Raw genomic sequence first — 13,113 nt, 5'->3', positions numbered from 1 at the left:
GCTGTACATTGCTTTTTTAAAGCTTTTTCGCGAAAAGGAGTAGGATATGCAGATCTTTATTAGTGTGATGCTACCGGTTTTACTTATATTTGGGTTTGGGTATGTGATTCAAAAGTGGAAAAATTTAGATATTACCTCGATCTCAACTGTTGCCTTATATGTTTTAATTCCATGTTTGGTTTTTAATACAATTTATAAAGCGAACTTGGATAAAACGTATTTTCAAATGGTTGTTTTTTCATTTATTTTATTAGCAACACTCGTGCTTATTAATAAAGTTTATGCCCGTATCAAAAGACATACAGCCTCAATGGAAAATGGCTTAATTTTATCAACGGCATTTATGAACGCTGGAAATTATGGTACTCCAATCATTCTTTTTGCGTTTGGAGAAGAAGCGTTTGCCTTAGCGGTTATCTTTATGGTTCTCCAACAAATCATCATGAACTTTTTTGGAGTTTACTATGCGGCTAAAGGGAAAGAGGGAATCTTGACGGCGATTAAATCAGTATTTGAAATGCCGCCGACGTATGCTTTATTCGCTGCTTTAATATTAAACATAAGTAATATCACGATTGGTGAAAACTTACTATCTGTTATTGCGCTAGTGGGGGATGCTGCAATCCCACTTGTTATGGTGGTACTGGGAATGCAGCTAGCTAACCTTAAGCTTAAGGAATTTCAATGGTCTGAAATTTCATATGGAATTACAATGCGTATGATCCTTTCACCGATTGCTGCCTATGTGATCACCGTATTTATCATGGACTTAGACCCCTTATTAAGAAAGGTCCTAATCGTTGCTAGTGCAATGCCTTCCGCTGCAACGACGGTGTTATTCGCATTACAATATAAGACAGAACCAAATTTGGTCTCAAGTATTACCTTGGTGTCTACCGTGGTAAGTGTCTTTACTATAACGGTGCTTTTAAACGTCGTGCATTAAGGATAGCGCATGATCGATTCATAAGGATTTAAACGAAGGGTTTTCGGAATTTCTTTCGTTTGTTTTTATTTACTTTCATAAACAGATGGCTTTGTGGTACTATGAGGTAATGAAAACGTTAAGAAGGTGGTACTACGGTGAAGTTGTTTATGGAAGAAAGACGGAACAAAATTCTTGAGCTGCTAGGAAATCAACAAAGAATAACGGTTAAGGAATTATCGAAAGAATTAGAGGTATCTGAGGCTACCCTAAGAAATGATTTAAAGGATATGGAGAAAGGCGGTTTCTTAAAGCGGACGCACGGTGGGGCTGTATTAAATGATCTAGAGGATAATAAGGTTAATTTTTCAGTTAGAGAGAAAGTTAACAAAGCAGAAAAGCATTACATCAGTACGAAGGCGGAGCAATTAATCGAGGAAAATCAGTGCATCTTAATTGATGCAAGTTCGACTGGACTTGAGCTTGCGAGAAAAATAAAACATTCGCCAAAACGTTTAACAATCGTAACGAATGGCATTTATACAGCATTAGAACTTCGTGATAATCCAGACTTTATCGTCATTGTAATCGGCGGAGTCTTAAGAGCGGGTTCAAGTGCGTTAGAAAGTACAATCTCCGGAGATCTATTAAACAAGATTAATATCGATACGATGTTTACTTCCGCCAGCGGCTTTGACTTTGAAAATGGACTTACGGATTTTAACATGTATGAAGTCGAGTTGAAGAAAATGATGGTGAATGCTTCAAATCGTGTTGTTGCGCTCCTTGATCATACGAAGTTTAACAAGAAGTCTATCGCTTCATTCGCAGCTCTACACGACATACACATGATTATTACAGATGATGATATTCCTAAAGAAGCTGCTGAGAAATTGAAAGAGTTCAATATTGAATATATGTAGAAAACCTTAGCGTTTCTAAAAAAAGGTAAAGATAAAAAGCTTTCAGGTTGGTGCGATTCCAACTGAAAGCTTTTTTTAGCATTTTGTAACTATCGAAAGCAAACAAATAAAAATAAATGAAAATAATTAAAAGAAAAGTGTAGAATTATAATATTAAATATAATAAAATGAAAATAATCGAAAGTTAGATTTCCACTACAGCCTCTCATCAAGTTTTTTAACCTAAATGAGCAATGTTGGTGTTTTCATTCATTGAAATAGAGTGACATGTAATCTGAAAATCTGGAGGGATTTTGATGGCTATTATGAATAACCAAAAGGTGAATGCGATTCAGCTCTTAACAGATGAATTTCTTCTCGTGACACAGAAAGCAGCCGTTGCTTGCTATCCGTGGATCGGAAGAGGGAATAAAATCGAATCGGACGGAGCCGCAACGGAAGCAATGCGGAATCAATTAAACACGATTCCGATGAACGCCCAAATTGTAATCGGTGAAGGGGAAATGGATGAAGCACCAATGTTGTATATCGGGGAAGACGTAGGAACAGGATATGGTCCTGACATCGATATAGCAGTCGATCCTGTTGAAGGGACAACATTGATGGCAACCGGTCAGGATCATTCATTAGTTGTTATCGCTGCAGCAGAAAAAGGCAGCTTACTTCATGCTCCTGATATGTATATGGAAAAAATTGCGGTAGGTCCGAAAGCAAAAGGCTGTATCGATATTAATGCTCCGTTAACAGAAAATATGGCAGCAGTCGCAAGGGCATTAGGAAAAGATATGAGAGACCTAACAGTCATGATCCAGGATCGACCTAGGCATGAGTACTTAATGAAACAGGTATTCGAGTCAGGAGCCCGAGTAAAATTATTCTCCGACGTAGATATAACGGGTGCTATCTCAACAGCAATCGACCATCAGAATGTCGACCTTTTGGTTGGCACTGGCGGAGCACCAGAAGGGGTTATAGCAGCGGTTGCGTTAAAATGCCTTGGCGGAGATTTTCAAGCGAGGCTCGTTCCTCAAAACCAAGGAGAGATTGATCGTTGTATAAAAATGGGGATTACAAATCCAGAAGTAGCACTAAGACTCGATGATCTCGTCAAAACGGAAAATTGCTTTTTTGTTGGAACAGGTATCACAAATGGTCATTTGTTAAAAGGTGTAGAGAAAAAAGCAAATGGGAAATTGGAGACACATTCACTCGTTTCATCCTTCAAGAATGAAATGAACATGCAATTTATTACAAGCGAAATGTAAGTTTGTTGTAGTGATAACGATCACTAGTTAAAAGACCCTAGCAGTTTACTAGATAATCATATAAAACCCAGACTATTAGGAGGAATGATGATGATCGAATCACCAGTAACTATTGACCAGCTATCCATTCATACCATTAGAACTCTTTCAATCGATGCAATTGAACATGCAGGTTCCGGACACCCCGGTATGCCGATGGGGGCCGCGCCAATGGCGTATACCCTCTGGACGAAGTTTATGAATTATAATCCTAGTAACCCGAATTGGTTTAATCGTGATCGCTTTGTATTGTCAGCTGGCCATGGTTCTATGCTCCTCTATAGCTTGCTGCATTTAACTGGTTATGACGTTTCGATGGATGACTTGAAAGAATTCCGCCAGTGGGGAAGCAAGACGCCTGGACATCCTGAATTTGATCATACACCAGGCGTCGATGCAACAACGGGACCATTAGGACAAGGGATTGCGATGGCAGTCGGAATGGCGATGGCAGAAGAACACCTCGCAGCAACATATAATCGTGAAGCGTTTAATTTGATCGATCACTATACCTACAGCATTTGCGGAGACGGGGATTTGATGGAAGGTGTTTCAGCTGAAGCAGCTTCATTGGCAGGTCATCTAAAGTTAGGCAAACTGATTGTGATGTATGACTCAAACGATATCTCCCTTGATGGCGACCTTGATCGGTCATTTAGTGAAAGTGTAGAAGAACGCTTCAAGGCTTATAATTGGCAGGTCATCCGAGTGGAAGATGGAAATGATTTAGAAGCGATCGAGAATGCGATTACAGAAGCGAAAGCGAATACGAAACAACCGACTTTAATTGAAGTGAAAACCATGATCGGCTATGGTTCTCCCAATAAAAGCGGAAAGTCATCTTCACATGGTGCTCCACTTGGAAAAGATGAAATTCAATTAGTAAAAGAACATTACAAATGGCCGTATGAGGAAGAGTTTTATATTCCAGAAGAAGTAAGATCATTTTTTGCAGAATTGAAAAAATCCCAGGAAGCAAAGGAAAAATCGTGGAATGAAATCTTTTCTCATTATGAAAAAGCTTATCCAGATCTTGCAAAAGAATTAATAACCGCTATGAATGGTGAGCTTCCAGAGGGATGGGATGCTGCTGTTCCTTCTTATAAGGTTGGGGAAGATACGCTGGCTACGCGCGCTTCAAGTGGTGAAGCATTGAATGCGATAGCGAAACATACTCCTCAGCTATTTGGAGGCTCGGCAGACTTAGCTTCATCTAATAAGACGCTTATTAAAGAAGAAGTTGATTTTACTCATGCGAATTATCGTGGGCGAAACATCTGGTTTGGCGTTCGTGAATTCGGTATGGGTGCAGCGCTCAATGGGATGGCTTTACACGGAGGAGTAAAAGTCTTCGGAGCAACATTTTTTGTATTCTCAGACTATCTTCGTCCAGCGATCCGTCTTTCAGCTTTAATGAAACTGCCTGTTACGTATGTGTTTACGCATGATAGTATTGCGGTCGGTGAAGATGGCCCAACGCATGAACCTATCGAACAGTTAGCATCATTACGTGCCTTGCCGGGACTATGTACAATCAGACCAGCGGATGGAAATGAAACAACTGCAGCATGGAAGCTTGCTGTAGAAAGTAAGGATCAGCCAACTGCTCTCATTCTTACGAGACAGGGATTACCCACGCTTGCTGCTGAGGAAAAGGCTTATGAAGGTTTGAAAAGAGGTGCATATGTGATTTCGGAAGGGAAAGGTGAAATCGCTGGTCTTCTTTTAGCTTCTGGATCTGAAGTTTCATTAGCGGTTGAGGCGCAAAAAATGTTGGCACTAGAATCCATTCATGTTTCCGTTGTGAGTATGCCTTCCTGGGACCGTTTTGAAACGCAATCACCAGAATATAAAGAAAGCGTTATTCCAAAGCATGTGCAGGCACGCCTTGGTATTGAGATGGGTGCTTCATTAGGCTGGAGTCACTATGTCGGTGACAACGGGTCCGTGTTAGCGATTGATCAATTTGGCGCATCCGCACCTGGAGACAAACTTATCGAAGAATATGGTTTCACAGTTGAAAATGTTGTAGCTCAATTTAAAAAACTTCTTTAAGAGTCCCATTAGCACCCTGCTATTCGATTCTTGATTGGAGCTTAGTGTGGTAGGTTTCCATACTAGGCTTTTTTTATTTATCACTGTTTACCGACATTTCATAAAAGAGCAAAGGGATTTTCAAATAGATGTGAAATTACTATATTGACAGGGATTGTAAAATGGTGGGAGTTGGGTTGGGGTTACTAAACAATGTGACTGAGAAAAGGATCCATTGTGAAACGTAACATCAAGTACTGAGAGAGGGGTGCCACTCAAAGAGAAAAAGAGGGGAATAGGAAAGGTGAGCAAAGCATGATGGAAGAGGTTGCGTACATTCTCATAGGGAGGCTTAAAAATGGGAGCAATTATAAGTTCGTGTGGAAGTTATCGATATGTTCTTGAAAGACCTTCTGAAGTAGAACAGCCTCAATTCGGTCCAGCACTTTTTATTATGTTAAACTCTTCAACCGCAGATGCAGAAAAAGATGACCCAACGATTCGACGTTGTATAACATTTGGTAGAGATTGGGGAATGCTGGAATAAAAGTTGCAAATTTATATGCACTGCGAGCGACAAAGCCAAGAGAGTTATGGGTTCACAATGACCCGATTGGGCTTGAAAATGATGACTACTTAATGAACCTATTACTAGAACACAAAGATATCATATGTGCTTGGGGAGTGAATGCAAGGAAGAAACGAGTAGACCACTTTATTCGGTTAGCTCATCAAGAAGATGCTCGGTTGTGGTGCCTCGGAACAACCAAGAGCGGAGCACCGAGACACCCACTTTTTGTAAAGCGCACCGAGTCTTTAAGGGAATGGCTTCGTTACTAACCCAACTATAAACTAATAACATTCTGATTTATGTTCTCAGATAAAAAGGAGTTTATTATGAAACTACTATTCACACTTATTGTAGGGGTGCTGATCCTCTTGATCATTACCCCTATTTTCATGCTACTTTTCGTAAAAAAGAAAAACGCATCAAAAACAAAAGAAGACCTCCTCACCTACATCGAGGAGCACAGAGACGCCTGCTCAGTAACGTTACTAGAAAACAAGCGTAAGCTGCTCACCTTCAACGAAAAGAAAGAAATGCCGCTAGCGAGTACCGTTAAGTTAATCTACCTTCTAACGTTCGTTGAAGCGGTAAGAGAAAAGAAAGTGATGCTTGATGAGAAGGTTAAAGTAGAGGATCTAAACGCCCTCTATTTCGAGAATACGGATGGAGGAGCTCATCCAAAATGGAAGAAAGAGCATAACATTGGAGAAGAAGTTACCCTGTTTCAAATCGCACAGGGGATGATGCAGTTTAGCTCGAATGCATGTACGGATTTTCTTTTTCATACGTTAGGAGCTAATCGTATCAATCACACGCTTACGAAGTACGAGCTCAATCCTCATTCACCGATCTATGCGATCAGTTCAGCGATGTTGGTTCCTGCTTATTTAAAGGTTGAGCATGGATGGAAGAAAGGTCAGATTGCCCAGGCAATGAAAGAGATGGAGCAGCATGAATTCGAGAGCTTAGCCAATACGATGTTACATAACGTGTTGAACGAAAAGGCGGCACCTTATCTCAAGGAATTATCGACCATCAACGACATGACCATTCAGCGCGTTCTGATGGACAAGTTGCCTTCTTCTACAACCGAGCAATACGCAACCTTCATGATGCGAGTAGGGGATTCGGATGATTTATCGGTCGATGACAAGGGATTAATTGACCGCATCCTAGGAGGAGCAAGCGAGAGCGGAAAGCGACGCTGGTTTAAGGGAGGATCCACGGCGTTTACGCTTACGTCGGCGATGTATCAACGTGATGGTGAAGATTCTGTCGCGCTTTCAGTGTTCGTTCAAGATGAGAAGCGGTATGAGTTGTTGTGGATTCGGAATGTTTTTCATGATTTCTTGAAGGCGATGGTGGAAGATCGTCCGTTTAGAGAGAGAGCAATTCATAAGTTAGGGAATAGGAACTAGATGGTCTGGCATTGTGCTGGACCATCTTTTTTGCGATTGAAGTAGCTTTCATCTTACAAAACCTACTGGTACTTGTAAAACAGGTAATGGAGGTGAAAGGTATAAAGAACTATTTTATCCTTGGAATCCATGAGACCTGCATTTTCGTTGGTGAGGTACATAGCTTTAATAGAGCTATGGTGGAAGGAGGAAGTGGTCGTTGAAAAAAACGCTCGTTGTTTTGCTTATTGTTTTACTAGTTGGAGTGGGAGGGTTTGTGGTTGATCAGTTTTTAGATGATGAATCAGTACCTGCGGTGTCTGAGGTCGAGGAAAATGAGCGAGTGGAAGAGGAAACCTTAGAACCAGCTGTTGAAGTGAAGCCAGGTGACTTAACAGGCAAATGGACTAGGAACATCCTCCATTACACGGGACATCTCAACATACTAGACGTAACGGAAGAGCGTTTTCGATTCACGCTGAATGTCATCGCAGGTGCGAATGTTGGGGGTATGGAAGGGGAGGCGGTGATTTCAGGGGACAGTGCAACATTCAAGACGTCTGAAATCGATTGTGAGCTTACGTTTCATTTTTCAGAGGACCTCATCACGATCGAACAAAGTGATGAATGCATGATCTGGGGTGGTGTCGGAACGTTCTTCAACGGAGAGTATGAGCGAGGGGATGTGAAGATCGAGACAGATCTCATCGAGCAAGGCGTTCTCTCTGAATCAGAAGATCAACTTTTTAAAGATGTGGTTGGGAACGACTATGAGCTGTATTTAAATAATTTCAATGTCTATATGGAAGTTGAAGATCACGATGGACTTGAAACAAAAGTGATAAAAGGCTTTGTGAGAGGAATCGCGGCTTCAAATGGCGGAATCATCATGATCAACGAGCAGTATGTTTATGCTGCTGTGACGGATTCTGATGTGATTCGTTATCACTCGAACGATCCAGAGTACAAAGGAAAGTTGCCGGTAACGATTTCGGAGTGGGTGATGAGTTGGTGATGGATGAGGTTGTGATGGAGAGTGAATAGAAGATAGAAAAAAGAAGAGCCTGGAGGCATGGTGCCATTCCGGGCTCTTCAGATTTTGTCGTTTACCACATTAACAAGAAGTGTCTTTGCCGGCCTTCCATGTTTCAATCGTTTTCTTCACAAAATCCTCAAGCCCGCTGTCATCTAACGTCACAGATTTTTTGATACGCACACAGCCCTTACCATAGTCCAACCCGTTAAGGAGCTGTTTGGCATTCTCGATTTTCTCTACATTACCTACATACAGACTAACGTAAGATTTCTGTGCGTTTAGATGAAAGAGATTGAATGACTCATCGCCGTAACAAAGCATTTTGTATTGAATGCCTTCTTGAAGTTCAGGTCCGCTTTGTAAAATGAACTGTCTGATCTTCAGCAGCTTGTCTTTTCTCCAATCGTCTTCTAGCGCTTCGAAATATTGTTCTGGTGTGTCTACCTCGTATTGCAATGGTAATCCCCCTTTTCAGTAGGTTTTTTCATTTCTTTTATAAATACTTGTCATACTTATTTTACTTAAAAGAATCAAAGAAGTCTTCTTATTAGTAGAGATGGTGTGATTTTTTGAGAAGCTGATGAAGTGGTGAAACAAAATCCTTTTTCAATCGTATATAAAGTAAATCAACGATTAAAAGGTGGGGTAGCGTGGATACTGCTTTCTGGATTGCTGTTTTCTTTGTACTCTTTTTAGCGTTCAGTAGTTTTAGGAGGAAGAAGAAGTAGTTGTGGTAGTTCATATTCATACTTAATGGAACAAACAAATTACTAAAGGACGATCCAGGAACGCTCAGACATTTGAGCGTTTTTTATTATGACTTGATGGAAGGGTTAGATCGAAGTACAACGTGGGACGTAGGGACAGGTTCCATGTCCCAGCTGATACAATAGGTGAGGCACAATGATCCCGTCCCAACATCCACTAGTTCCATGAAGAAAATAATCTAAAATTTACCCTCGGATTAAGCAATTGTGCGAACATAGCATAATAATTCAGTGCTATTTGAACGGTTTAAAAAGAGTTGTTAAGAATTTTGGGTGTCAGAAGAAGAACTCAGAGAAGTTTTCAGTGGGATGTAGACTATTTATAAATGAATAAATCAAGCTGGTAAAAGTGAACATATGGAAGCACGACTTCATGGAACATTTGATGTCTATTTAGAAATGTTGGGTTTAAAGTGAGGTTGAAGATGAACAACTAATCGGAAGTAAGTTTTTATTTTGCAGAAATAGAATTAGAGCAAGGGTTAAGAGGATTTTTCACTGAAAAACTAATAAAATAATCTAATCCATCTTTCAGAAAGTGGCTTATTTGGGATCTTTTCGCTTAAAAAAACAAAAAATTTTTTCAAAATAATGGAAGGTGATTGGGGGATTATATAGAAGTAATATCTTGAACAAAATAAGTATTGTTTGAGAGGTATTCTTATGTTTCCAAAAGAGCTTTTTGAAAATTTACCATCATGGTTCTTTACAACTGCCTCTTTAATCATGCTAGTGGGTATGGGGATTATGGTATGGTGGATTGTACTTGGTGCAAAAAGGTTCTCAGATGCATTGGGAAAAGAGAACCGGCTAATATGTTTACAAGATAATCTAAGAGAAATGGAAAAAAGTGAAGAACAATCCAGAAACATAGCATCCCAAGTTACCACAGCTCTTCAAAATATTAAAAAGTATATGTTAGATCTAAATTCGATGAGAATTGATGACACTCAAGACATAGATAGTAAAATTAATGGTTTTCTTCAGAGGATAATTGATGGTCTATCTAGTGATGTTAAATTTAAACCTGGAGATAGACATAGGTGTGGGTTATGGATAGAAGATGAATCTGGTTTAGTATTGTTGAAAGGGTCATCAGAATTTCCTGAAGATTATATAGGAACAAGACGCTTAGATTTGAATTGGTCTATAGCGGGTAAATCATTTAGAAAAGGGATTACAATAATCCGTGATGATGTAAGTGAGGACGATGATTGGAAGCCAAATGAAGACAGTAGGAGTGAATGTAAGGCAATAATTTGTATTCCTATTGCTGAATGGGGAGTACTCACAATTGATGCATTAAATCCTATGAAGCAAGAAGTTATTGCAATTGGGGAGCTATATGCAACCCTCATACAAGGTGCTATGGAGGTTCACATGAGAGGTATAGCAATGATGGGAACATCTTCTTATAGCGAGGTTTCAGTATCTAGCGATGAGTCATAAGGTTCACTAAAAATTAATAAAGTTTGTTTCGCATAAATCATATACTATATTAAATTATATATAAGGATAAAAAAGGAGTTGATAAAAGTGGTTAAAGATGATCAATTACTCCTGCATAAAATCTCATTAAAAATGGCCTTACAGGAAGGCATTATGACAGTGGAACAATACGAAAGGAAGATGGAAGAATTAGATAGAATTGCAAAAGGTAAAAATAATAATAATAAAGATTTAGTGAAAGCAACGAAGAATCACTTGCTACAAGCCTCATTATAAAATGGTTTTAGAACTGTGCTGATTAATTATGTGTAACGTTTTCTACATGTGACCAAGAAAATAACTAATTTTATAAATAAAGAAACTAAAATGATCTTCTCTATGATAAGAAGGTCATTTTAGTTTATCTCTTATTCTCCTTTTCTTCCATTCAACAAAATTTGCACTGTATCTCTACCTTCTTCTCCAATCTTACTTTCTTATACTCTTGTTTGACGTGCTCAAAAAGAAGTTGTAACCTCGGTGTTATTTCTGCGATGTGGGTTTGTGGTGCTTTCAACAAAAGCCTGATTAACTTTGGAAGTAGGGACAGCTTCCATGTCCCGGTTGATACAATAGGTGGGAGGGACAATGAAACTGTCCCCGAGTCCAAAAAAGGATTTTCAGTCTGAAGGTATTAATCAAAGGAGGAATTCGTATGAAACTCACTCGTCTTGGTCATGCGATGTACTTGTTCACAAGTAAAGGTGGAAAGCGGTATTTGGTCGATCCATTCTTTGATATGAACCCTGGGTGTCCGGATGACTATCAAACTGAAGAATTTATGAAAAGTATCGATACGGTGTTTTTGACGCATGGGCATTTCGATCATGCAAGCGGGCTTGAGAAATTGCTTGTACATAATCCGGAATGTACTGTTGTCGCGCAGTATGAACTAGCGATGATTTTGATGCAAGACGGTGTTCAGAATGCCTACCCACTCAATTTCGGTGGAACGCTTCAGCTAGATGATGTGGCAGCAACGATGGTACAGGCGAAGCATACTTCGAGCTACAAGGAAACAGAAGGGACGCCGATCTATGCGGGGGAGTCGGCAGGTTATGTGTTTACTTTTACAGATGACCATACCGTCTATCATTCAGGAGATACCGCGCTCATGATGGATATGAAGCTAATCCAGGATGTGTATGAACCGAACATCGCAATTCTGTCATCTTCCGGTCAGTTTACCATGGGACCTAGGGAAGCGGCGTACGCGGTGAAAAACCTATTGAATGTGGAAACGGTTATTCCGAGTCATACCTTTCCTACGAAAGAAACAGCTGCTCAACCTGAAACACTAGATAAATTGCTAGATGCATTTCCTGTTGTTCAAAGCATGATGGGGAGAGATGATGAGCTTGCGCATGAGTTGGCGGGAACGAATACGAAGGTTCTTGTTATGGGGTATGGGGAAGAAGTAGAGCTGTGATTGAAATAAGCTCTGATGTAAACTAGTGGATATTTCTTATTCTATAGAGATTGAAAAGGTACTACTACCTAATGACCAGGCTGGTCAACTTTCAGCCTGGTCACTTTATTTTTCTTTTATAAATGATAATTAATGGATAGATGTTCTTTATAACCATTCTCATAGACAAATAATTGTCGATCCCGATCAAATTTGGCGTTGGCTTGATGCATTAATCTATGATGGTTAGGGCAAAGAATGACGATGTTAGAAGGGTGATGATTAAGAGAAGTTGAGAACGGCTCTATGTGATGGGCTTCTGAGAGGTTAACTCCATAAGGGTTGTTATAATTGCTTTTGCAGATTTGGCATGTATGAGTGTACATGTTCTTGAGTGTCTTAATCGTTTTTTGGCTAGCTTTTCTAACCTTAATGAAGGCGTTTTTAGTTTCAATCGTTGCTTCCGGATTGAGTTGATCTAATTCATGTGAATCTGTTTTTTGGAGCACATCTTCTAAAATCATTTCATCTAGCTGATTGCATATCTCTTTAGCATTCATTTTTGTTTCAGATTCTAAAGGGGTGTATTTACCGGAAAGAAGAAGGTAATCGTTTTGCGAAATCCTTTTTGTCCCTAAGGCCACAATCCACGACCACTTATCTTTATTTTTACCCTTCAACTCTTCAAGCTCATTTCGAACAGCAGGATCTCCAAGATTCATAGGGTTCTCAAAAATTTCTCCATCACTTATTTCTGAAAACCATGCGAATTCCTGATGATCCGGGGATGTTTGTAACTCTGGACGGTAGGTAGGAGTATTTGCAATTACAATTTCTCCTGCAATTTCTTTAGACCCAGTAATATAGATTAATATTCTATCACCCGCTTTTAAGTTTTTCTTTGGCTTAGAAAAATCTATACGCTTTCTCTCGAATAAGTGACTAATTTTCTTTTGTGGATTTAAATAGTAGTTTGTCATGATTCCACCTCCTTTTAGTGTGTTGTTTATGGTTTTACCCATAAATACTAATAATAAGTAAGTAATGATGAGAAAAGAGGTACATGAAGCGAAATTAAGTATTAGGTATTGAAGCAAAAGTCACAAAGCTTATAAAACCTCACTTTCATCTAAAAAGAAATCGTTTTAAATAATTTTTTATGATTTTGTGCAAACGGTTGCTTAACTGCACTACTTTGGTATATACTGTGAAAGTATAATTTTCCAGTGACGTAAAAGGATAGATTCATTGCACGCAGTCAGT

Annotated in this window: 11 protein-coding genes and 1 pseudogene; 10 read left to right on the top strand and 2 right to left on the bottom strand. The window is 39.5% G+C overall.

The genetic code is table 11. The features are described from left to right. Positions 1-46 precede the first annotated feature (46 nt). The 7 genes and pseudogenes from ACXAEY_RS15540 (at position 47) to ACXAEY_RS15510 (ending at position 8,166) form a co-directional block, all read left to right on the top strand. The gene (locus tag ACXAEY_RS15540; RefSeq protein WP_474813147.1) at positions 47-946 is read left to right on the top strand and encodes an AEC family transporter; all 900 of its coding nucleotides are present in this window, start codon (positions 47-49) and stop codon (positions 944-946) included. Between the two features lie 137 nt (positions 947-1,083). After that, complete coding sequence (locus ACXAEY_RS15535) at positions 1,084-1,848, top strand: DeoR/GlpR family DNA-binding transcription regulator (RefSeq protein WP_474813145.1); 765 nt, start codon at positions 1,084-1,086, stop codon at positions 1,846-1,848. Between the two features lie 296 nt (positions 1,849-2,144). Beyond that, positions 2,145-3,113, top strand: a complete 969-nt coding sequence (glpX, locus tag ACXAEY_RS15530) for a class II fructose-bisphosphatase (protein ID WP_474813143.1) — start codon at positions 2,145-2,147, stop codon at positions 3,111-3,113. A gap of 90 nt (positions 3,114-3,203) precedes the next feature. Further along, entirely contained in the window at positions 3,204-5,207 is a 2,004-nt protein-coding gene (gene tkt, locus ACXAEY_RS15525) for a transketolase (protein WP_474813141.1), read from the top strand. A gap of 337 nt (positions 5,208-5,544) precedes the next feature. Next, positions 5,545-6,026 (top strand): annotated as a pseudogene (locus tag ACXAEY_RS15520) (DUF1643 domain-containing protein). Between the two features lie 57 nt (positions 6,027-6,083). Next, a complete protein-coding gene (locus ACXAEY_RS15515) occupies positions 6,084-7,172 on the top strand; it encodes a serine hydrolase (protein ID WP_474813139.1) in 1,089 nt (362 codons plus the stop codon). Positions 7,173-7,371: 199 nt separating this feature from the next. Beyond that, entirely contained in the window at positions 7,372-8,166 is a 795-nt protein-coding gene (locus ACXAEY_RS15510; RefSeq protein WP_474813136.1) for a hypothetical protein, read from the top strand. A 99-nt stretch (positions 8,167-8,265) separates the two neighbouring features. Here the strand turns inward: ACXAEY_RS15510 and ACXAEY_RS15505 are convergent, their stop codons facing one another. Next, a complete protein-coding gene (locus tag ACXAEY_RS15505) occupies positions 8,266-8,643 on the bottom strand; it encodes an iron chaperone (protein WP_474813134.1) in 378 nt (125 codons plus the stop codon). Between the two features lie 974 nt (positions 8,644-9,617). Between ACXAEY_RS15505 and ACXAEY_RS15500 the strand changes: the two genes are divergently transcribed. The 3 genes from ACXAEY_RS15500 (at position 9,618) to ACXAEY_RS15490 (ending at position 11,871) form a co-directional block, all read left to right on the top strand. Then, on the top strand, positions 9,618-10,403 hold the full coding sequence (locus ACXAEY_RS15500) for a GAF domain-containing protein (RefSeq protein ID WP_474813132.1): 786 nt from the start codon (positions 9,618-9,620) through the stop codon (positions 10,401-10,403). An 87-nt stretch (positions 10,404-10,490) separates the two neighbouring features. Next, entirely contained in the window at positions 10,491-10,679 is a 189-nt protein-coding gene (locus ACXAEY_RS15495) for a hypothetical protein (protein WP_474813130.1), read from the top strand. Positions 10,680-11,097: 418 nt separating this feature from the next. Beyond that, positions 11,098-11,871 carry a metal-dependent hydrolase gene (locus ACXAEY_RS15490; RefSeq protein ID WP_474813128.1) on the top strand — a complete coding sequence of 258 codons (774 nt, stop codon included), beginning with the start codon at positions 11,098-11,100 and terminating at the stop codon, positions 11,869-11,871. A gap of 116 nt (positions 11,872-11,987) precedes the next feature. Here ACXAEY_RS15490 and ACXAEY_RS15485 read toward each other — a convergent pair whose 3' ends face one another. Continuing rightward, positions 11,988-12,830 carry an HNH endonuclease gene (locus ACXAEY_RS15485; RefSeq protein WP_474813125.1) on the bottom strand — a complete coding sequence of 281 codons (843 nt, stop codon included), beginning with the start codon at positions 12,828-12,830 and terminating at the stop codon, positions 11,988-11,990. Between the last annotated feature and the right edge of the window lie 283 nt (positions 12,831-13,113).

Source organism: Anaerobacillus sp. ABA4_114, from assembly GCF_056159065.1.
This window is presented reverse-complemented; position numbering and strand designations above follow the sequence as displayed.

Bases quoted from the DNA above. Each gene is read 5' to 3' on its own strand.
- glpX (WP_474813143.1), top strand. From the start codon at position 2,145: ATGGCTATTATGAATAACCAAAAGGTGAATGCGATTCAGCTCTTAACA.
- ACXAEY_RS15515 (WP_474813139.1), top strand. From the start codon at position 6,084: ATGAAACTACTATTCACACTTATTGTAGGGGTGCTGATCCTCTTGATC.
- ACXAEY_RS15500 (WP_474813132.1), top strand. From the start codon at position 9,618: ATGTTTCCAAAAGAGCTTTTTGAAAATTTACCATCATGGTTCTTTACA.
- ACXAEY_RS15490 (WP_474813128.1), top strand. From the start codon at position 11,098: ATGAAACTCACTCGTCTTGGTCATGCGATGTACTTGTTCACAAGTAAA.
- ACXAEY_RS15485 (WP_474813125.1), bottom strand. From the start codon at position 12,830: ATGACAAACTACTATTTAAATCCACAAAAGAAAATTAGTCACTTATTC.
- tkt (WP_474813141.1), top strand. From the start codon at position 3,204: ATGATCGAATCACCAGTAACTATTGACCAGCTATCCATTCATACCATT.
- ACXAEY_RS15540 (WP_474813147.1), top strand. From the start codon at position 47: ATGCAGATCTTTATTAGTGTGATGCTACCGGTTTTACTTATATTTGGG.